This window comes from Lysinibacillus sp., from assembly GCF_032093475.1.
Taxonomy (GTDB): domain Bacteria; phylum Bacillota; class Bacilli; order Bacillales_A; family Planococcaceae; genus Lysinibacillus; species Lysinibacillus irui.
Genome location: NZ_DAMDAY010000047.1, coordinates 1 through 21,811 on the forward strand (window position 1 = coordinate 1; position 21,811 = coordinate 21,811).

Annotated in this window: 24 protein-coding genes; 8 read left to right on the forward strand and 16 right to left on the reverse strand. The window is 38.9% G+C overall.

Annotation, left to right across the window (positions count from 1 at the left end; translation table 11 throughout):
- Positions 1-262, forward strand: a 262-nt coding sequence (locus RT445_RS11605) for a hypothetical protein (RefSeq protein WP_313470622.1), incomplete at its 5' end; no start/stop codon positions are given.
- Here RT445_RS11605 and RT445_RS11610 read toward each other — a convergent pair.
- Positions 251-1,267 (reverse strand): inorganic phosphate transporter, encoded by a 1,017-nt coding sequence (locus RT445_RS11610; protein WP_274796734.1) that lies wholly within the window; start codon positions 1,265-1,267, stop codon positions 251-253. The two genes, RT445_RS11605 and RT445_RS11610, sit on opposite strands and share 12 nt — an antisense overlap.
- A 15-nt stretch (positions 1,268-1,282) precedes the next feature.
- Complete coding sequence (locus tag RT445_RS11615) at positions 1,283-1,906, reverse strand: DUF47 domain-containing protein (RefSeq protein WP_274796733.1); 624 nt, start codon at positions 1,904-1,906, stop codon at positions 1,283-1,285.
- A 531-nt stretch (positions 1,907-2,437) separates the two neighbouring features.
- Between RT445_RS11615 and nhaC the strand changes: the two genes are divergently transcribed.
- The gene (gene nhaC / locus RT445_RS11620; protein ID WP_274796732.1) at positions 2,438-3,817 is read left to right on the forward strand and encodes a Na+/H+ antiporter NhaC; all 1,380 of its coding nucleotides are present in this window, start codon (positions 2,438-2,440) and stop codon (positions 3,815-3,817) included.
- A gap of 247 nt (positions 3,818-4,064) precedes the next feature.
- Here the strand turns inward: nhaC and RT445_RS11625 are convergent, their stop codons facing one another.
- Complete coding sequence (locus RT445_RS11625; RefSeq protein ID WP_274796731.1) at positions 4,065-4,982, reverse strand: alpha/beta hydrolase; 918 nt, start codon at positions 4,980-4,982, stop codon at positions 4,065-4,067.
- A gap of 492 nt (positions 4,983-5,474) precedes the next feature.
- Between RT445_RS11625 and RT445_RS11630 the strand changes: the two genes are divergently transcribed.
- On the forward strand, positions 5,475-5,897 hold the full coding sequence (locus RT445_RS11630) for a hypothetical protein (protein WP_274796730.1): 423 nt from the start codon (positions 5,475-5,477) through the stop codon (positions 5,895-5,897).
- A gap of 34 nt (positions 5,898-5,931) precedes the next feature.
- Positions 5,932-6,459, forward strand: a complete 528-nt coding sequence (locus RT445_RS11635; protein WP_274796729.1) for a GNAT family N-acetyltransferase — start codon at positions 5,932-5,934, stop codon at positions 6,457-6,459.
- Positions 6,460-6,529: 70 nt separating this feature from the next.
- On the opposite strand, the gene RT445_RS11640 is transcribed toward RT445_RS11635, so the two are convergent.
- Entirely contained in the window at positions 6,530-7,264 is a 735-nt protein-coding gene (locus RT445_RS11640) for an urease accessory protein UreH domain-containing protein (RefSeq protein WP_274796728.1), read from the reverse strand.
- Between the two features lie 229 nt (positions 7,265-7,493).
- Here RT445_RS11640 and RT445_RS11645 point away from each other — a divergent pair, with 229 nt between their 5' ends.
- Positions 7,494-8,261, forward strand: coding sequence for a sporulation protein (locus RT445_RS11645; RefSeq protein WP_274796726.1), 768 nt, complete (start codon positions 7,494-7,496; stop codon positions 8,259-8,261).
- A 63-nt stretch (positions 8,262-8,324) separates the two neighbouring features.
- Positions 8,325-9,002, forward strand: coding sequence for an HAD family hydrolase (locus tag RT445_RS11650; RefSeq protein ID WP_313470624.1), 678 nt, complete (start codon positions 8,325-8,327; stop codon positions 9,000-9,002).
- A gap of 51 nt (positions 9,003-9,053) precedes the next feature.
- Here RT445_RS11650 and ptsP read toward each other — a convergent pair whose 3' ends face one another.
- The 12 genes from ptsP to RT445_RS11710 all read right to left on the reverse strand — a co-directional run bounded on the left by ptsP (position 9,054) and on the right by RT445_RS11710 (position 20,277).
- Positions 9,054-10,766, reverse strand: a complete 1,713-nt coding sequence (gene ptsP, locus RT445_RS11655; protein ID WP_313470625.1) for a phosphoenolpyruvate--protein phosphotransferase — start codon at positions 10,764-10,766, stop codon at positions 9,054-9,056.
- Positions 10,763-11,029, reverse strand: coding sequence for an HPr family phosphocarrier protein (locus RT445_RS11660; protein ID WP_274796723.1), 267 nt, complete (start codon positions 11,027-11,029; stop codon positions 10,763-10,765). Before RT445_RS11660 ends, ptsP begins: the two co-directional genes overlap by 4 nt.
- A complete protein-coding gene (locus RT445_RS11665) occupies positions 11,026-11,730 on the reverse strand; it encodes a glucosamine-6-phosphate deaminase (RefSeq protein ID WP_274796722.1) in 705 nt (234 codons plus the stop codon). Before RT445_RS11665 ends, RT445_RS11660 begins: the two co-directional genes overlap by 4 nt.
- A gap of 20 nt (positions 11,731-11,750) precedes the next feature.
- Entirely contained in the window at positions 11,751-12,461 is a 711-nt protein-coding gene (locus RT445_RS11670) for an SIS domain-containing protein (protein ID WP_274796720.1), read from the reverse strand.
- Positions 12,462-12,520: 59 nt separating this feature from the next.
- Positions 12,521-13,687: an N-acetylglucosamine-6-phosphate deacetylase gene (gene nagA / locus RT445_RS11675; RefSeq protein WP_396631803.1), complete on the reverse strand. Its 1,167-nt coding sequence runs from the start codon at positions 13,685-13,687 to the stop codon at positions 12,521-12,523.
- Between the two features lie 97 nt (positions 13,688-13,784).
- Complete coding sequence (gene nagE / locus RT445_RS11680) at positions 13,785-15,731, reverse strand: N-acetylglucosamine-specific PTS transporter subunit IIBC (RefSeq protein WP_274796718.1); 1,947 nt, start codon at positions 15,729-15,731, stop codon at positions 13,785-13,787.
- A 177-nt stretch (positions 15,732-15,908) separates the two neighbouring features.
- On the reverse strand, positions 15,909-16,850 hold the full coding sequence (locus RT445_RS11685; RefSeq protein ID WP_274796717.1) for an ABC transporter permease: 942 nt from the start codon (positions 16,848-16,850) through the stop codon (positions 15,909-15,911).
- A complete protein-coding gene (locus tag RT445_RS11690) occupies positions 16,828-17,748 on the reverse strand; it encodes an ABC transporter ATP-binding protein (RefSeq protein WP_274796716.1) in 921 nt (306 codons plus the stop codon). Before RT445_RS11690 ends, RT445_RS11685 begins: the two co-directional genes overlap by 23 nt.
- A 70-nt stretch (positions 17,749-17,818) precedes the next feature.
- Complete coding sequence (locus tag RT445_RS11695; RefSeq protein WP_274796715.1) at positions 17,819-18,520, reverse strand: ATP-binding cassette domain-containing protein; 702 nt, start codon at positions 18,518-18,520, stop codon at positions 17,819-17,821.
- A gap of 10 nt (positions 18,521-18,530) precedes the next feature.
- Complete coding sequence (locus RT445_RS11700) at positions 18,531-18,887, reverse strand: GntR family transcriptional regulator (RefSeq protein WP_274796714.1); 357 nt, start codon at positions 18,885-18,887, stop codon at positions 18,531-18,533.
- A complete protein-coding gene (locus RT445_RS11705; RefSeq protein WP_313470629.1) occupies positions 18,884-19,660 on the reverse strand; it encodes a hypothetical protein in 777 nt (258 codons plus the stop codon). Before RT445_RS11705 ends, RT445_RS11700 begins: the two co-directional genes overlap by 4 nt.
- Positions 19,661-20,052: 392 nt before the next feature.
- The gene (locus RT445_RS11710; protein WP_274796712.1) at positions 20,053-20,277 is read right to left on the reverse strand and encodes a hypothetical protein; all 225 of its coding nucleotides are present in this window, start codon (positions 20,275-20,277) and stop codon (positions 20,053-20,055) included.
- Positions 20,278-20,501: 224 nt separating this feature from the next.
- Here RT445_RS11710 and RT445_RS11715 point away from each other — a divergent pair, with 224 nt between their 5' ends.
- Together RT445_RS11715 and RT445_RS11720 are read left to right on the forward strand one after the other, a co-directional pair.
- Positions 20,502-21,062, forward strand: coding sequence for an AAA family ATPase (locus RT445_RS11715; protein ID WP_274797299.1), 561 nt, complete (start codon positions 20,502-20,504; stop codon positions 21,060-21,062).
- Between the two features lie 42 nt (positions 21,063-21,104).
- Entirely contained in the window at positions 21,105-21,755 is a 651-nt protein-coding gene (locus RT445_RS11720) for an HAD family hydrolase (protein ID WP_274797298.1), read from the forward strand.
- Positions 21,756-21,811: the final 56 nt, after the last annotated feature.

The following is a 21,811-nucleotide window of genomic DNA, read 5'->3' on the forward strand; positions in this document are numbered from 1 at the left end:
CCTTCACTTTGCCGGTTCTATCCGCTACTTTCCCTCGCTATCCTTCACTTTTGCCGGTTCTATCCACTACTTTGTTCGGGCTATCCGCCACTTTTGCTGTTCTATCCACTACTTTGTCCGGGCTATCCTCCATTTTGCCGGTTCTATCCGCTACTTTCCCTCGCTATCCTCATTTTGCCGCTCCTATCACCTCCGTTCTCCAGCACCAAACAAAAAAGGAATGCACAGTGATTGTGCATTCCTTAGCGAACTAGAAAAATAGACTTAAAATATAGTAAATTAACGCGGCCATGACAGCTGATATTGGCATGGTGATGACCCATGTTGTGACGATTTTACGTGCCATTCCCCATTTAACGCCTTTGACACGGTGTGCGGTACCTACACCCATGATAGAAGAAGAAATAACATGTGTTGTAGAAACTGGTAAGTGAATTAATGTCGCACCGAAGATGATCGAAGCAGAAGCTAAGTCAGCCGCTACCCCATTCACTGGGCGAATTTTCATAATCTTACCACCAACGGTTTTGATGATTTTATAACCACCTACAGATGTACCAAGACCCATTGCTGTGGCCGCTGCAAAACGTACCCAGAATGGAATATCATCTCCTTGGTGTAGTCCACCCGCAATTAAAGCGAGTGTGATAATCCCCATGGCTTTTTGCGCATCGTTTGTTCCGTGTGTGAATGATTGTAAGGCTGCCGTCCCGATTTGCATTGTTCGGAAGCCTTTATTCGTACGGTATAAATTCATATCCTTAAAGATGACCTTCAATATTGTCATCATCAGGAAACCAGCTGCAAAAGCTAGTAGTGGTGAAAAAATTAATGCTTGGATAATTTTAATAAACCCAGCATAGTTCAAAATATCAAATCCGGCTGCCGCAATGGCTGCACCTGCAACAGAACCAATTAACGTATGAGAAGAACTTGATGGAATCCCAAAATACCATGTAAGTAAATTCCATGTTATGGCTGATAATAAGGCCGCTAAAATAACGACCGAACCCGTAATATCGCCATCATAAGCATTTAAGGTAAATGGGTCTACAATATCTTTTGTTAACGCTTTTGCTACCCCAACGAATGTAATCGCTCCGACGAAGTTCATTACCGCAGCCATGTATACGGCTGTACGTGGTTTTAATGCACGTGTTGATACAGAAGTGGCAATGGCATTTGCTGTATCATGGAAGCCGTTAATAAAGTCGAATACAAGCGCGAATATAACGACTAGTATGGTGATTAATAAGATCGTATCCATTTCGTACACTCCATCTTACGCATTACGCATAATTATTGTTTCAATTGTGTTTGCTACTGTTTGGCAGCTATCCGCAATATCCTCAAATTGCTCGTAAATATCTTTGAAGACAATTAAGCGCATAGGATCTTTTTCCTGGATAAATAACTGCTTCATCGAAGAACGGAAAATTTCATCACATTCACGCTCATTATCCTTAATTTGAATAGCATGTTTACGCATTTCTACAAGCTTTTTACTATTTAAAAGTTCCATGGCTTGTACCATTTCATCCGTACTCTTGGCAATATAAGAAAGGAATTGGCGCATAGGCTCTGTTACTTCTGTTAAGTTATACATATTGAAATGAGCAATACAGCCTTCCATTCCATCAATGACATCATCAAGTTTATTCGCTAATGCTAAAATATCCTCACGCTCGATTGGCGTCATAAAAGATTTATTTAGCATCACAATGAGTTCATGAATTAATTTATCTCCACTTGTTTCATACTGCTTCATTGTATCTGCAATTTCTTTTAAAGAATCTATATCATCTTGAATGCGGGCATTGTGTGCATAATAAATACCTTCATTTACATTTTTTGCGATTTTTAATAAAGACTGAAAAAATGGATCTTGCTTATTTGAGTTGAACATCCTGTTCCTCCTGTTAAGTAAAAATTAATTTGTGGATTTCTGAATCATCATAACAAAACATTTACACAATTCTACAAAATTTTAAACACAAAGATATTGATTTTACAAAAATGTAATATAAAATTTGCCACATTTATTTTTAAGCTGTTTTTCAAGTTGAAAACGCTGGAAATCTGTTAATAAAAATCAGTGTTTTTTCTTTAAATATGACCATTTTTTCTTTTGTTTTTACAAAAACACTTGAAATGAACTTTTTTCTGCTTTTTTGTTTATGATGTGAAATGTTAAGGAATTGTAAACGAAATTTACATGAAAATGATGGAATTTCATTGTTATTTTTTGTCTTTTATCAGAGTATTATTCGCTCTTATGCTTGTTATGCTCGACGTTCTAACTGCTTATACACAATCGCTGCAAATATCGAGATGATAAGACCTCCAAATTTCTGTCAATTGACAAAAATTATTAGCGTGCTATAATACTTTTGGGCTTCACCGCATTGAAGCGTAAAAGTTTATTAGGAGGATTCACATGTTTCGAATAGAAGCTAAGAGTAACCCTCGATTTATTGAGGCAGGCTTTATTATACTTATCATTATAGCCACAATGGCTTTTAGTATCGGCTATTTAAAAGCAACACCCCACATTCCCATTTTTCTAGTCATTTCACTTTTACTAGCCTATGGACTACTAAAAAAAGTACCCTTTCGTGATCTTGAAGGCGGTATGATTGCAGGTGCTAGTGCTGGACTTGGCGCTGTATTTATCTTTTTCTTTATTGGCATCTTGATTTCGAGCTGGATTATGGGAGGAACGATTCCTACCCTTATCTATTATGGTTTTTTAACCGTTTCACCTAACTTTTTCTTTGCTATTGTCTTTTTAATTTGTAGCATTGTCGGTGTGTCTGTCGGTAGCTCCTTAACAACAGTAGCCACTGTCGGTGTAGCCTTTATGGGCATTGCAGGTGCTATGGACATCTCGTTAACTATCACAGCTGGAGCAATTGTTTCTGGTGCCTTCTTTGGTGATAAAATGTCACCTTTATCAGATACAACTAATCTTGCCTCTGGTACGGTTGGAGTAGATTTATTTGAGCATATTAAAAATATGGGTTGGACTACGATTCCTGCTTTCCTGATTTCCTTTGTGCTGTACGCTATTTTATCACCAACAGGAGCAGCTACTTCGTTTGATACAGTGGAGCAATTTAAAGAAGGATTACTCTCTACAGGACTTATTCATTGGTATACATTATTACCTATTGCCGTACTCGTTATTATGACTTTTTATAAAGCACCAGCTATCATTACACTGGCAGTCGTGTCTATTCTGGGAGTAGGACTTGCCTATATTCATGAACCATTGCCTGCTGCAGATGTCTTCAAGATGCTTTTTGATGGCTATGTCTCTCAAACTGGTAATAAAGAAATAGATGCTCTGCTAACTCGCGGTGGAATGAATAGTATGCTATTTACCATTGCTCTTGTTTTACTTGCCTTAACAATGGGTGGCTTACTATTTACACTAGGCATTATTCAAAGCATCTTAACGAAAGTTGAAAGCTTGTTTAAAAGTGCTGGCTCTGTTATTACAGGTGCAGCGATTACGGGCATCGGTGTCAATACATTGATCGGTGAGCAGTACCTATCCATTTTATTAACGGGTGAGGCATTTAAAGCACAATTTGCGAAGGTCGGCTTGGCCCCAAAAAATCTTTCTCGCGTGATGGAGGATGCAGGTACGGTAGTCAATCCTCTTGTCCCTTGGAGTGTTTGTGGTATTTTCATAGCAAGTGTTCTTGATATATCTACGTTAGCTTATCTTCCCTTTACCTTCTTCTGTCTACTAGGGCCTATTCTAACCGTTATTTTTGGTTGGAGTGGCAAAACGTTAACAAGGCTTGATTAATAACAAAAGGTAGCTGATTCAAACATCAGCTACCTTTTTTCCTCATTATTGCATCGCTTATTGAAAAACTTACAGTACGATCACATTACATAGTCAATTTGGCCAAAAACAGTAATGCCCATTTTAATGTAACTCCAATAAAGCATGTCCTTTCTTCTGTTTACCAGGTAAGCTTTGCATATTCCATGAGTAGCCCTTGTTACATTAAATTAGATTGGGTTATTACCATCCTCTTTTTGAGTACACATCATTTAAATTCCTTTTTAACAAAGTCAATGAGTCGCGTCTTTAATACGTCACCGTCCTGCCCCCTATGGTACATATCTGTTCCGTGATAACCGCTCTCGTCCACAATTAGCTCTTTATCAGTTGCTCCAGATTCTTGATATAATTGGCGCACATGTTTTTCAATACTGCCTCCATAATCACCAGGTGAAAAAACAAACAAGGATGGCGCTTTAATCTTTTTGACACTTGGAATTGCATCAAGGTTTGAACATTGTGCAGGAGAAGAAAGAATAATTAGTCCCTCAATAGGAAGCTCTTGACGGACGCCTGCAACGATTGCTGTTGTACCACCACATGATGCTCCTGCCAAAAATACTCTTTTTGCACCCATTCGTTTTAGTTCGTTTAAGGCTACATCTGCATCAAGCTCTATATGATCATTTAGTTCGATTTTCTGTGAGGCACCGTGATTACGATATTCAGGAATAATAACTAAATAACCGTTGTCTGCCAGTTCCGTTCCCATGTCAAGAAAAGAGCAAATGGAATAACCTTGCTCATGTGCTAGTAGGACTCCTTTATTTCCGCTACCAAGCACAAGTGCCGAAAGATATACCCCATCACTGGTAGTCAGTGTCGTTGCTTGATCGCGTAGCTCATCTGGAACACAACTATTCACAAGATGTCCTCTAGAAGACTTTACCGCTCGATCTGGCCAGGCAGGTTCATACTCAACCGCTGGGTTTGATGGTATATTTGTCACTTCAGCAGGTAACGTTTCATTTATGGTCTCGGTTTTAGGAGCAGTACCTTGGTGTTGATTAGATAAAGATTGATCGGCATTTGAAGACACAGGCTTTGTGGTGCAGCCTGTAATTGTTACTAACAAAATGAGCAATGCAAGTAACTTTATTGTCTTTTTAAGAGAGATGTTCATAGATTTTCTATTCCACCAACTTTTGAACTTAGAACTGAGAGTCCAACAAATAGTTTTACGTACTGTGTAAAACACTTCCTTTTGACACAGACAACCTTTAGTATCTCCACAATCGACTAAGCGCTCCATTCATCATAATGAGGCTACTTTTTGGAATAGTAATCCAATTAATTAATTCCTTACCATTATAGTATCCAAGGTATTAGGTGGAAACAAGGCATATTTTGAACAATATCCATACCTAGTGTAGATTGAAAAAAATGTGTTTTCATTACCGATGAAATAGTAGCTCTACTATCGATACATCTCCTTGGTAAAACTAAAATGTGGATAATTATAACTTACTTTTAATAAAAGCAAACATCAGCTACCTTTTTGTTATTAGATAATTCATAATATTGGAATTTATGTTATTCTATATATAACCACTCTCAGGAACGGAATCTTTTATTAGAACCATAAAATAAAGACAATTCTACGGGAGGTATTTTCATGCCAGCTACAGATACATTACTCAAAGAGTTTGAACACTTTTTCCAACACTATCAAGATGTTTGGAATGGCTGTAATGCCGAAGAAATGAATGCCTTTTTGTCAAAGGAAATCGCCATACGCTGGGCGGGACCAGAAGCCAATATTTCGGATTGGGGCTACGAGGAGGCAAAAATGGGCTGGGAACAAGCGTATCAACAATATGAAGGTCGTCAACCAAAATGGCATTTTAAAGTACTGCATATCACCCCTGCAACTGAAAATGAAGTGATTGCAACGTTTTGGGTCACGTTTGAAATCGAAGGAAAACTACTTGATGTTGTCAAATTATTTATTCAACGATTCCGCAAAGAGCAAAATGACTGGACTTTAATCAGAGAGTATTGTGAGCATCTCCATGCTGACAGCTTTATCTCAAACTAAACAATATTTTACTTAAATAGAAAAAGGGGATTATATGAATATTATACTAGAAAAATTAGAACACGCTGATCTTGAGCGTTTATATGAATTTGAGCTTAAAAATAGGACATATTTCGAAAAAATGGTACCTAGTCGTGGACATGATTATTATGAGTATAAAATTTTTAAAGAGAAAAATGAGCTATTAATAGAAGAACAAGCCCAAGACATATCTTATTTTTATTTAATAAAAAATGACAATGGACAAATTGTTGGAAGAATAAATTTAGTTGACATTGATAAAAGTCAACAGCTTGGCCATGTTGGTTATAGAGTTGGCGAAGAGCATATAGGTAAAGGATTGGCGAATAAGGCGTTAAAGTTATTATTGGCAATGGTAAGCAATCTAGGAATCAAACATATTGCAGCGAAAACAACGACGAATAATATTGCCTCTCAAAAAATATTAGAGAAAAATGGATTTAAATACATTGGCACGAGTGATGATGAATTTGACATGAATGGACAAAGCCAAAAATTTGTTTACTATAAATGGAGCGATTCAGAGGCAAATGTTGAATGATTAGCTATTCTTTTTCTATTTATTTTGATAAAAACCACTTATCAATCTGCTTGGTAAGTGGTTTTGGATTTTACATCCCCCAATAGGTGATCGTATCTGTCATACCAATGAATACTAACAATATTCCTGCCACTATTTGTATTCCCCTCCCTAGCTTTATGCTTGTCCGCATTATAAGACGCTTTGCATCAAATAGATAAATAAAGACGAGTAGCAAAATGAGTGGTATAGAAGTTGCCACCCCAAATACACTGGGCAAAATTAAGCCATAGGGGGTGCTTGCAACAATTGGCATTAACCACCCAAAAAATAGCACAAACATGGTTGGACAAAAGGCAATGGCAAAACTAGCGCCCATGAGGAAGGAGCCCAATTTCCCTGCTTTTACAACTGGCGGTAATAGAGAGGATAGGCGATATAAAAACTTTAATTTGAATAGACCTATTAGCACGAGGCCTGTTATCAGCATGATTGGTCCAATAGCTTGACGAAAGATGGGAAAGTATTGAGTCATCTTTGTTTCAAAGGATTGACCAAAAAGCCAAGCGAAGAGTCCAAGACCGCTAAATACAAGCACTTTCCCAAGCATAAAGAGCACAATCTCCTGCCAGTTACTTTTCAGTTGCAATGTTCGATTGCCATAATACGTTATTGCACTCATATTACCCGTTAACTGACACGGAGCAAGTGCACCAAGAAGGCCCAGAAGAACGGTCATAGCAAATGCAGAATGCTCATAGCCATTTAAAAATTGTGAAATAGGGTCGCTTATAAACTGACTGACAGCTGACATCATACGATACATACAAACACACCTTCTATCTAGTACTACTTTTACCATTATAAAACGAAAATGTGAATAAATGGTGCAGCCATGAACAAAAAAACCTAAAGTTCTCCGTCTTTGACTGCTACCTTCCATTCCTTTCCCTGTTTCGCTTTTCAAATAGTATAGCGAAAAATTGGCTAGCCTTGAAACCTTTTTTCCATCTGTGCGTATGTATAGCTAAACATGTCAGTAGGAGGAATGAAAGATGTCTTTTTTTCATAAAGCATTAGCAAGTATTGGAATCGGTTCAGCAACAGTGGATACTCGATTAGAAAAGGATACTTATCGCGCTGGTGAGGTCATGCAAGGCGAAATTATCGTGCGTGGTGGTCAAGTTGAGCAGCAAGTCGATACGATCTATCTATCAGTTAATACAACTTATATTCGAGAGTCGAATGACCATAAACATACAGAGGTTGCCACACTGCAAAAATTGAAAGTGTCAGAGCCGTTCTTACTAGGTGCTGGTGAGGAAAAGATCTTTCCAATTTCGCTCACACTGCCATTTGAAACACCCATTACTGCAGGTAAAACACAGGTCTGGATTCAAACAGGTCTTGATATAAAGAACGCTGTCGATCCAAGTGATAAGGATTATATTCGAGTGGAGCCAACAATGCTGGCAGACCACATCCTAGATGCTATTCGTGGGTTAGGTTTTCGTTTACGTGAAGCGGAATGCCAACAAGCCCCTTCCCGCTTCCGAGGCTATTACCCATTTGTGCAGGAGTTTGAATTTGTGCCAACAGGTCCATTTAGAGGACATTTAGATGAGCTTGAAATCGTCTTCCTTTCGCAATCCAACCACTCAGCAGAAATTTACATGCAAATTGATCGTAAAGTAAGAGGCATTGGTAGCTTCTTTGCGGAGGCATTAGATATGGATGAAAGCTATGTTCGAACAACCATTACTATGCATGACGTACCTGCACTCCAGGCGAAGCTTCAGCAAATCATCTCCAAACATATCTAGATCCTAGAAAAAATAGTTGAGGAAATCTTCAACTATTTTTTTATATAAAAAGGAGTGTAGGTCATGGGAATAAAAGCAGCATTATTTGATTTAGATGGAACGTTATTAAATAGAGATGCCTCCGTAAAAAAATTCATAGCGAAGCAATATGACCGCCTAGGCGAATTAGTAAAACATATTCCAAAAGAGCGCTATATGTCTCGTTTTATCCAATTAGATCAGCGGGGATATGTATGGAAGGATACAGTCTATCAGCAACTTGTTGCTGAATTTAATATAGACACACTATCATGGGAAGAACTTCTTCAAGATTACATTAATAATTTCAACAATCACTGTGTTCCTTTTCCTCATCTTCTTCATATGTTAGAAAAATTGAAAAGCGACCATATCGCCTTGGGCATCATTACCAATGGCTATGGGCAATTCCAAATGGAAAATATGAAAGCGTTAGGAATAGACAAGTATGTTGATGTCATATTTGTATCCGAGTGGGAAGGGATTAAAAAACCAAACCCCGAGATATTTAATAGAGCATTAGAAAAGCTACATGTGCTCCCAAATGAATGTATTTTTATTGGAGATCATCCTGAAAATGATGTGAAAGGTGCACAGCGTGTTGGAATGAAAGGCATTTGGAAAAGGGATTCTCAATGGGATCATGTTAAGGCCGATGCCATCATCGATGACTTGTTAGAGGTATCTTTAATCATCAACAGTTTAAATAAATCGTTGAAGTAAAGCCAAAAACCATCTACCACAATTATTTCGGTAGATGGTTTTTAAGATCATTTATTTCACAGCTTGCTTAACTTTCTCGATAACCTCTTCGGCTGTCGCTAGCTGTAAAGCCTCTGCCGCTAAAGCTTGCATCTCTGAAACAGATAATTGCTTTAGCAAGGAGCGTGTTTTTAAAATGGAGGTTGCACTCATTGAGAATTCATCTAAGCCTAAGCCGAGTAACAATGGAACAGCAAGCTCATCGCCTGCCATTTCACCACACATCCCTACCCATTTTTGCTCTTTATGTGCTGCCTCAATGACCATTTGAATCAAGCGTAAAATGGCTGGATTATATGGTTGATATAAATACGCAACTTTTTCATTCATGCGATCTGCCGCCATCGTATATTGAATTAAATCATTGGTGCCGATGGAGAAGAAGTCCACTTCTTTCGCAAAGATATCGGCCATCACGGCTGTCGCTGGAATTTCCACCATCATCCCAATTTCAATGTCCGAGCTGACCGCAATTCCTGATGATACAAGCTTTTCTTGTTCTTCTAATAAAATCGCTTTAGCATCACGGAACTCTCGAATAGTTGCAATCATCGGAAACATGATTTTTAAGCTGCCATATACAGATGCACGAAGTAATGCACGCAATTGTGTACGGAATAGCTCTTGTTGATCTAAACAAAGTCGAATGGCACGATGACCTAGGAATGGATTCATTTCTTCTTGTAAAGGTAAGTACGGTAAATGTTTATCTCCACCGATATCCAGTGTTCGAATAACAACTGGTCTACCGTTCATTCCTTCAATGACCGTTTTATAAGCGCTAAATTGTTCTTCCTCTGATGGCAGGTTTTCTCGGCCCATATATAAAAACTCTGTACGATATAGGCCAATTCCTTCTGCCCCATGGCGTAACACACTATCTAAATCACTCGGCGATCCGATGTTGGCTGCCAGTTCTACATGTACACCATCTTTGGACAGCGTTTGCTCGTTCACTAATGTTGACCACTCCGCTTGCTGCGTACGATAGTTTTGTGCCTTTTCTTCGTATTCAGCCATAACATCTGCCGTTGGGTTGACAATCACTTGACCTGATAAACCATCCACAATTAATAGATCACCATCTTGAATCGTTGATGTTGCTGTCCCTGCCCCTACTACTGCCGGAATTTCTAATGAACGTGCCATGATTGCAGAATGAGAAGTACGGCCACCAATATCTGTAATAAAGCCAAGGACAAAGTTTCGGTCCAATTGGGCAGTCTCTGAAGGTGTCAAATCATTGGCGACAATAATAACCTGTTCATTAATATGACTTGGATTTGGAATATGTACACCGAGTAAATGCGCTAAAATACGGTTTGTCACATCTTTAATATCTGATGCACGCGCACTCATGTATTCGTCATCCATACTTTCAAATAATGTTACAAACATCGTTGAAACGTCATGTAACGCATATTCTGCGTTTACCGCTTCATCTGCCATTTTTTGTTTGATTGGCCCAATTAATTCTGGATCTTTCAGCACTAATAAATGGGCTTCAAAAATGGCCGCTTCTTCTGCACTAAATTTTTCTATTGTTTGCTGTTGAATCGCCACTAATTCTTGCTCTGATTTGGCAAGAGCGGCTGCTAAACGTTGCTGCTCTGCCTCGATATCCTGAACAGTTGTTTTCGTGAAGGTTAAGTCTGGTTGGACAAAACGATATGCTTTCGCAATGGCAATGCCGTCTGAAGCGGCAATACCAGAGAGTTGTGTCATTGTGCAAGCCCCATTTCTGTCATGAGTGTCGCTAATGCTGCAAATGCTTGCTCTTCATCTTCCCCCTCTACAACAAGTGTAAATTGTGAACCTTGTTTTAGGGCTAACCCCATAACACCTAAAATGGATTTTAAATTAGCTGCTTTTTCTTCTGTACGTACTTCAATTGAAGAAGCAAACGGTGTAGCTTTTGCTACAAGCTGACTTGCCGGACGTGCATGAATTCCTAAAGGATCGACTACTGTAAATTGTTGTGTTTTCATAATTTATTCTCCTCTTCTTGTAAGTCTGTTAAAATGATAACATTTGGATGTTTGGACAAAGCACTTGCTGGTACATCCTCTGTATAATCTAATGCCAGCACACGCTGTAAAACGTCTCGCTTAGTTTCTCCCACTGCAATTAACAAAATGCACTTTGCTCGCATAATGGACTGAATCCCCATTGTGTATGCATGTGTGGGCACCTCATCAATCGATGAAAAGAAGCGTGCATTGGCTTGGCGAGTAGATTCCTCCAGTGTCACTAAATGTGTCAAGGAATCAAAGGGTGTACCTGGCTCATTGAAGCCGATATGACCATTTTGACCAATACCAAGCAATTGGAAATCTAAGGAATGCTGTTGCAACAATGCTTCATAGCGTGCTGCTTCCTCTAAAGGATCGGCTGCTAAACCATTCGGTAAATAGGATGCTTGAAATGGTTTTTGGTGAAATAAATGCTTGTTCATGTAATAGGCATAGCTTTGCTCGTGCGTTGCCTCAAGTCCAACATATTCATCCAAATTAAAGCTCGTGCAATCTGAAAAATCAATATCCGTTTTACAGATTTTAGCATACAACGGTTCCATTGTTCCACCAGTAGCTAACCCGAACGTTGTCGCTCCATTTTGTTTCGCTTCCACGATTGTCGCTACTGCCTGAGCGTATAACTCATCAACTGAGGAAAACCTTTTTATTATCACCAAATATCCTCCTTTTTGCCTTAGAAATGAATACGTTGACCATATTGATCAATGAGCGCATCGTTATTGTTTTTCCCAATATTGCTGCTACCAAACACGGGTAGATTTGCACCCTGTTCATGCAAAAGCTCAATAATTTCAGCAAATAAAGCATTTAATAAAGTTGCACCTAAGATCGTTGATACAGGTGCATACTGCAACTGATCCACTGTTAAAACACCATCTCCTAATGGAACATGTGTATTTAAAATTTCATCTACAATGTGCTCTAAACGCTTGCCTGAAGGATGGCGTGATGGCTGCTGTTGATATTCCAGCGATTGCAATGATATGGTCAAAGCGCCCGCTTCCTTGGCATAGATGGCCATATCAATGGGCGCTGGATTATTAGCGGATGTTGAAATGATAATACAAACATCTTGGTCATCAAACTGGAGCTGATCCTTATAGGAGGCTAAAAAAGCCTGTTTTTTTTCATTTTGCGAGGATTGCCGTGCACCCTGATGCAGCATTAACGATTCAATGTGTATCGGTTTGACAGGCACTAGGCCACCTGCTCTGTAGTAACATTCCTGCGCTAATAACATGGAATGCCCAGAGCCAAACAGCTGGATAATACCCCCCTGTGTGAGACGTTTAACAATTTGCTTGGCTACATGCATGACTTGCTCACTTTCCTGTTGAGCCACCATTGTTAAATATCGATTAACTTGTTGAAAATAGGTATTCATGATCTATCACCTTTTCATTTCCATCGTTTCATGCTGGATGTTTGTATGTCAAAGAGACATTAACGACCTTCGCTATCTTTCATCACATCAAATAAAATGTGGCCACCCTTAATTGTTTGCTGAAGATTTAAATGCGCATCTATAATGACTGCATCTGCATCATAGCCTTGCACAAGCTGTCCCTTCGTGCTTAATTTCAATTGTTGAGCAGCATTAAAGCTCGACATTTTCACAAGCTCCTCAAGCGTACAATTTGTTACGAGGTGCATGTTTCGTACAGCTTGATCCATTTTCAAAATACTACCTGCTAAGGAACCGTTTGCTAGATGGGCTCCTGCCTCAGTCACATGAACGATTTGACCACCTAAGTCATATTCACCAAATGGCATACCCTTCGCTCGCATGGCATCAGTAATTAAAATAATGCCATCTGCGCCTTTCACGCGGTAGGCCATTTCCACTGCACCCTTGTGCATATGAATAAAATCAACAATCATCTCGGCCTTTATGCCTTCTAGCAATAAAACACCGCCAACAACACCTGGGTCTCGGTGGTGGAATGGACGCATTTGATTGTATAAATGTGTCCCCTGTGTTGCACCCAATTGCGCCGCCTCTTGCATTTGCTCAAAGGTTGCATCCGAGTGACCAATCGATACAATCACACCACTAGCAGCAATACTCTGCACAGCTGACATACCATTAGGCTCTTCGGGTGCCAGCGTAATTTGCTTAATTTTATTACCACTTAGTTCCTGCCATTTGGTGAATACATTTAGATCTGGCTGCACAATAAAATCAAGAGGTTGAGCACCAGCACGCTGTTTCGAAACAAATGGTCCTTCAATATGAATGCCCAACACTTCCGCTTCATCGGGCTGTGGCTGGAACTGTGCGATATTGGCAATAGCACACTCAATATTGTCATAGCTTTGTGTCATCGTTGTAGCTAAAAAGCTGGTCGTACCTTCTTTTAAAAGCGATTGCGCCATAGTGTGGAGTCCTTCATCAGATGCATCCATTGCATCCATTTGAGCAGAGCCATGGATATGCATATCAATAAATCCTGGCAATAAAAATTTCCCTGAACCATCTAACCGATCCCCACCACTGACTTCAATGTGCTGGGCGATTTGAGCGATTTTGCCATCCCTCATCCACACATCCATTTGCTCATCTCGACCATTTGCGTTAACCACTGTGATGTTACGAATTAATAAACTCAAGAATAGCATCTCCTTCTTGAACAAGGGCTGTTGAAAAGGCGTCCATTCACAATTTTCACATTGCTTGTGTTACCTTAGCAAACAGCCCCATTTATTGTTACTTTTTCATTGCAATAATATTTGTTGAGCCTGCTCGCTGGTAGCCCGATTTTCCAAGTGAAATCTCTTGCCCCATTAAACTTGTGAATACAACTGGTGTAATCACGGAAGGTACTTGATCTTTAATGTGAGCAATGTCTGCTTTTAACAGCGCCTCTCCTCGTTTAATTGTTTGACCATCTGTTACAAACAGTTCAAAGCCTTCACCATTCAGCTTGACTGTATCTAATCCAACATGGATTAATACTTCAACGCCTGTATCTGATTTCAAACCAATGGCGTGTTTTGTTGGGAAGATCATGACCACTTGACCATCAAATGGTGCATAAACTGTCCCGTCAGTTGGACGAATCCCAAAGCCAGGTCCCATCAAGCCTGCAGAAAATGCCTCATCTGGTACTTCTGATAATGGTAGCAAATCACCTGTCATCGGCATCTCAAAATCATTGAATGTCGTTGTTTCATTATGTGCTGTTTTTTCCACTACAGGCTGTGCTGTTGGCAGTTTTGCATTTTTAGGTGCTGGGTTGCCTTTTTTCAGACGTTCTTTCATGGCCTCAGCTAAAAACTCAACAGATGTACCAATGATTACTTGAACATTCGTTTTACTGATACGCATAACACCTCTTGCACCAGTCTGCTTTAATGTTTTTTCATCCACCATATTGGCATCCTGCACAGACATACGTAAGCGTGTCGTACAGTAGTCAATTTGTTTAATATTTTCTTCTCCACCTAAGGCTTCAATTGTATAGTATGCACGTACATCGACATCGTCGGAAATAGAAGCATCGACTTCCACTTCCTCTTCATCATCGTCTTCACGTCCAGGTGTTTTTAAGTCTAATTTTTTGATTAAGAAATAGAATACAACAAAGTAAATGGCACCAAAGCCTAAGCCTAAAGGAATTAATAGTAATGGTTTATCTGCCAGACCAAGGTTCAGCAAGTAATCAATTAAACCTGCTGAGAATCCAAAACCGTCACGGAAACCAACGATATAGGCAACCGCAAGAGAAATACCTGTTAATACAGCATGAATACCATAAAGAACTGGTGATAAGAACATAAATGAAAATTCAATCGGCTCTGTCACACCTGTTAAAAAGGCTGTTAAAGCGATAGAAACGAACATCCCACCTACTATAGGACGTTTTTCCTTTTTCGCTGTAAAGTACATCGCAAGACAGGCTGCTGGTAAACCAAACATCATGATTGGGAAGAAGCCAGCTTGGAAATGTCCAGCTGATGTATCCCCTGCTAAGAAGCGGTTGATATCCCCTTTCACTATTTCGCCTGCAGCATTGGTAAATTCACCGAAGTCAAACCAAATAATTGTATTGATAACGTGGTGTAGACCAACTGGAATTAAAAGTCGGTTAAAGAACCCGTACATCCCAACACCAAGTGATCCAGCGCCAATCATCCAATTGCCGACCGCATCAATACCACCTTGAATAGGTCCCCAAACGATTGCTAAAATACTACCTAAAATCGCCATCGTTATCGATGTGATAATCGGTACAAAGCGCCGTCCGCCAAAGAATGATAACCATTCTGGAAATTTCACATTATAATATTTGTTATATAATAAGCCTGCCGTAATACCGGCAATAATTCCACCAAACACACCCATATTTAAATCTTCATTAACTGTTCCTAAAACGGCTATTAACACAAGATGAGCAATCGCCCCTGCAAGAGCTGCGCCCCCACTGCTATCATGAGCTAATCCCATGGCAATACCGATAGCAAAAATAATAGGTAAATTGCCAAGTATAGCATTCCCCGAAGCAGCCATAATACTAGCAATGTACTGGATCGCTTCATTCGGTACTGCCCCAAGCATATCCCCTGACCCTAAACGTAATAATAAGGCCGCTGCTGGTAAAGTAGCGATTGGAAACATGAGTGACTTACCGATTTTTTGTAAGAAAGCAAACATTCATTATCCCCCTTTGGTATAGTTGTCTAGACCACTTTAGTAAAAAAAAAGCGTTTTCACTAAGTTGCTATTATTATAGGCGCAATTCGAAAAAAAATAAATACTTTTTTAATATTTCGTGTTGTGCAAAAAAAAAACCGCACCCCAATGAGAATTAGGGCACAGTTCTTATTTAACTTATGCAGTGACATCACGCTTCATAAAGGATGTATAACTAATAATAAGGAAAATGACTGCATAAATAGCAAGTACGGTTAAAGAGAATGGCATCGTCACATCAGCAATCATCGAGCCACCACCATTTTCATACTGTGTTAAGTCTGAATGTGTTAGCCAAATGTATTTGACAATGTCGTAGCGGCTTAAGAACATCACAATCATGCCACCTGTGAAGGAAAGGAACATCGTTAAACCAATCGCTAATGAACTTGAACGGAACACAGAGCCTACTAAAAAGGCAAACAATGTAGACATCACAAAATCTCCACCAGACAGTAGATAATGATACGCTAAATCACTCCATACGGCCTTCTCGGCTACTTGCCCATTGACGATTTCTAATTCAACACCTGTTCCTATGCCGAACAATACGAAGCCAACAATGCCACTTACCACTACGTTGACTACAAATAATAAAAAACCAAATAGGAAGGTCGTCAGTAATTTAGACGTTAGCACCTTTGCACGAGACATCGGTCGTGTTAACAGCATTTTAATGGTACCTGTTGAAAATTCGCTCGACACAATACTTGCGGCTGTAATGACTGTAAATAAAGTGACAAGTATAATCATATTGCTTGTAAAGGACATAAAGCTGGCAAGGCTACTATCCGTTTGGCTCGGTGCATCATGGGCTAAGCGATATTCTGAAAGAGCAATCTGCTCCTCAAAATAAACCTTATCTTCCGCCGTTAATTCCTCATTGGCAAGCATCTCTTTATTTGATTGAATGGCCTGCTGCTCCATATCCTGCCATGAGCCTTCATCTGTCGATTTTACTTCATAATATTTAGTGATCCCTGCTGGAACGAGAATGACAAGAATTAGCATCGCAACCATTGCCCATGTTCCTTTTTTATGCCATAATTTCATCCACTCATTTTGAATTAGCTTCAGCAATTTGTCCGCCTCCAGTCATTTCTAAGAATTGATCCTCTAATGTTTTTTGATGTGGCTGTATTGCAAATAGTTGAATACCTTCTTGCACTAGTTGTGTAATTAAGGCTGGAACATTTTCCTTCGTCATTTCCACTACATAGCCACCATTTTCAGCAGCGAATTGGTAATCATGCTCTTTAAGATAAGCAGATACCTGCTCTTTTGGCTGTGCCTCCACATAATAAAAGGATGAGCTTTCATTATGGATATCACGTAGATCAATGAGCTTACCATTTTGAATGACTGCTACGCGGTCACACATTAGCTCAATTTCAGATAATAAGTGACTAGATACAAATACAGAAACGCCCTCTTCTGAGGCAATCTTGCGAAGATACATGCGAAACTCTCGAATTCCAGCAGGATCTAAGCCATTCGTTGGTTCATCTAAGATTAAAAACTTTGGTCGATGCAATAGTGCCTGTGCTAAACCTAGTCGTTGACGCATACCAAGAGAATACGTGGATACCTTTTCATGTATACGATGTTCGAGCCCGACTTGTTGAACGACCTCTTGAATTCGTTCCTTCGTTACATTTTTATGCATACGTGCAAAATGTAGTAAATTTTTATAGCCTGACATAAATTTATACATTTCGGGGTTTTCGACAATAACGCCAACCTTACTAATCGCTTCCTCATAATGCTCCTGTAAGGAAAGCCCATCAATCAATACCTTGCCCTCTGTTGGCTTCATAAGGCCCGTCATCATTCGAATGGTTGTTGTTTTCCCCGCACCATTTGGTCCTAAAAACCCTGTAATTTGTCCTGGATATAAATCAATATTTAACTGCTGTATTAATTGCTTCCCACGAATGGTCTTCGATAAATTTTGCAATTGTACAATTGGTTCTGTCATATTTTTTCACCCTTTCTAATCCATTTCACCTGAGCATAAAAAGTGTCAATTTTCATCTTTAGCAGTAGTTTCATTTGTTGAAAGGTCGATAAAAGCCTTTCATCCACTCGACCGCATCCTTATTGGTCACATCACGTAATGTTTCGACATCTTCATAAGCCGTGATAGACCCTGCTTGCAACAATATAATTTGATCTAAAATCGGCTCTACCTCATATAATTCATGTGTTGACAACAAGATGGTTTGATTCTCGATATCAGTAAATTGCAATAAGCCTTTAATCAGTTGCTCTCGAACGATAGGGTCTAGCCCTGCAAAGGGTTCATCCATTACATAATAAGGAACCTCTCGCCCAAGCGTTGCAGCCATTTTCATCCGACCACGATTGCCCTTTGATAATTGGCGTAGCTTAGCCTGTTTATCAACCTGTAAAAATTCCGCTACTATACAGGCTTTGTCATAGGAAAAATCCTCGAACTGTGAGGCATAATGCTGAAATAGCTGCTCACCTGTAAAGTACTCAAAAAACAAATCCGTATCTGGTAAATAAGCAATTCGGTCCGCACTTCTACGCGTGACGGGCTCTGCATTGAGTGTCACTTCACCTGCAGAAGGTCGTAGTAAACCAGCTAATACTTTCATTAATGTGGATTTCCCACTACCATTTTCCCCCACAAGTCCGATGATTTGTCCAATAGGGAAAGAAAAGGTTATATCCTGTAAAATTGGCTTATTCTTATATTGAAAAGACACATTAGATAGCTGTAGCATACCCTTCACCTCACCCTTTATTTTTCAAAACAATGAGCATTTCTTCCTTAGAAAATCCTAATGCTTCTATCGACAGTAAAAAATGTTCAGCTAACTGATTCTTCATATCTTCCCGTAACAACTCAATACGTTTCTCATTCGTGGTAATAAATGTACCCTGTCCTCGTTTGGTTTCCGTAATATTCATTGCCTCTAACTCCTTATAAACACGTTGCACCGTATTGACATTGACCCCTGCTTCAACCGCGTATTCTCGAACAGAAGGAAGCCGATCCCCAAGCTCTAGCTTCCCTTTTAAAATATCTCCACAAATTCGATCGACAAGCTGGCTATAAATAGGTTTATCACGCGAAAAATCTATCGTCATCGTAAAACCACCTTTTCAAGCCATCTGGATGCCACTATAAAGAGCACTACCATCAACAAGGTAAAGGCTATTTCTTCTACGGCATACAATGAACCGAGCTTCCATTCCATTGTCGAAACTTTTAATTGTGGTAAAAAAGGTTCTATCTTACGTAAAGGAATAGCTCCATGCTGGAAAATCGTTTGGTACAATGAGCTTTCCGTTATATGAACCCAGGCAGTGGATGTTAAATAAAACGCAAGCATGGTCAACACGATGGAAAAACGGCCAATCACATGCTTCATTTGCAAATAAAAAGCTAAGAAGAATAAGAGAAGAATAAATAGCATTAATTGGAATAAAGTAAATATAATAACAATTAATACTAATACAAACAAAATTTGTCCAATATTTGCAATAAGCTCTTCTTTTATATTAAAGATGGCGATACTCACAAAGATCGTATTAAACAATGAATAGCCTATAAGCGAACAGACCATCTTTGCCCCGATTAACTTCGTGATGGAACTAGTGGAATGAAGCCAGCTCTCCCTAGCTTTAATATCCAACCGTACACTCGCTAAAAATTGCCATATAGAATAAAATCCACCAACGAATAGTACGATAAGCGTAAAAGCAAATGCGAGCTGATGCGCATGGGCAAAAATATCAACGAATTGATGTAATACATAGGGAACAATCCAAGTGAGCATGATGCCAGTAAAAACTGCCACTAGAAACCATGATCGATAAAGTACCCATTCTTTTTTCAAAAGTCCTGCAAAACTCTTCAACCTCAACACCTCGTGTCATAGTGTACTAGTTAGATATTACACTATGACATTTTTCTTCGCAAGTGCCAACTACAAGAAAAAGGAAAATTAGATTAATTTGCAACGTTAGAAGTAGAAAAAGAGAAAATTTTAAAATTTGACCTTAACCACAATCCACTGTCTCTATTGCTGTTATTAAATGAAATGAGGACGATTCAAATGAAATTGTAGAAATGGAAGATGATCCATGCCAACGAAAGAGGATTATTATCTGTATGAGGTCAAAGCAACGTGAAGCAAGGAAAACAATCTTTTATTTTTGATGTAGAGATAGAATAAAGGAATTTTAATCATTGGACTTAATAAACCCCAACATGTCTAACTGTTGGGGCTCCTCGAAAAAAGCACTTCTCCTATTCTTGCCGTTTTTCTAAAAACCAAAAAACGACTGTCAACATGAATAAGATAAGAGGGGTTAAACCAGTATACTTCCAAGCATTAGTTGCTCCGATAAAATAACTTGTAGCGGGTATGGACGTAATGGTACTAACCATCATATACATCCATGAAAGCATAACTACTGCTAAAACAAAGGCAAAAATCGCGATCACCAAGGATGCACTCCACAGTACTAGCATTCCACCCCTCCTTTCATTATTTAATGACCTGTTTTCGTTCACTAGCTATGAGTTTAATATACAACATATAGTTTAGCAGGATGCTACCTTCTATTGATTCCCTAGAGACATATACTCTTTCAACGTCATTTATCTATTTATTCTCAATCCAAAGATTGGATATTTATGTTAATATAAACATACGTAAAAAAATAACTTATGAAAACCGTTTACTGGAGGTAATGATGAAACTTATTCTTATCTTTGGACCCCAAGCAGTGGGAAAGATGACTGTTGGGCAGGAATTGGCAAAAATTACTGATTTGAAGCTTTTTCATAATCATATGACGATTGATTTAGTTGGTCATTTTTTTGATTACAGCACGAAAGAAGGAAAAAGATTAGTCCATTTGTTTCGTCAGGAGATATTTGAAGAAGCCTCAAAAAGCGATATGTATGGCATGATTTTTACGTATGTTTGGGCATTTAATCTACAAGATGACTGGGATTATGTAAATCAAGTTTCCCAGTTGTTTGAATCCCGAGGTGGTACTGTCTACTATGTGGAGCTTGAGGCTGATCTTGAAGAACGACTTGAACGAAATAAAAGCGATAATCGACTGAAGCATAAGCCATCTAAAAGAGATATTGAATGGTCTGAAGCTGACTTAAAAAATTCAATGGATTCATACAGGTTGAATTCATTAGATGGTGAAATTCAGTATTCGAACTATATTAAAATAAACAATACAAAGTTGGATGCACAAGAAGTAGCCAAAATCATCAAACAAACGTTTCATTTCTAGTAAAGTTTAAGGGTGTGAAAACAGTTGAGAGGCTTTCAAGCGATGCTATTTGATTTAGATGATACCTTACTGAATCGAGATCAGGCCGTCGATCATCTATTTTTCTTGATTTTAGATAGATTTTATCAGGATCTTCAGCATTCTGTAAAAAACGACATGTTAGAAAAATTTAAAGCATACGATAAAAAAGACTATGGCATTTCTGATAAAACAACTGTTTTACAATCGTTTTTTGATGAATTTCCACCAAGCTTTCGACTGCCCCACCATGACATGCAAGATTTTTGGAATGATCATTTTCCTCATTGTTTTTCGATCAACCCACAAACGTTGAAAATCATTCAAACAATTAAAATGCATGTAAAAGTTGGTATTATCACAAATGGCACAGTTCAAAGACAAAAAGCTAAAATCATAAATACACAGTTAAATAGTTGCTTTGATGACATCATCATTTCTGAAGAAGTGGGTTACAGCAAGCCAGACAAACGAATATTTGACTACGCCTTACATCAGCTTCATGTTCAGCCTGAAGTTACATTATTCGTTGGAGATGATATAGAAAAGGATATTGGAGGTTGTCAACGGGCTAACATCAAGGGTATTTGGTTCAATCCCCATCAATTCACAAATGAAACGGACATCAAACCATATGCTGAGATTCAATCGTTGGACCAATTACTGATGAGATAAAAAATAACAATAGGTAAGGCAAGAGGATAGTCCATTTCAGAGGATATTTTATTTCA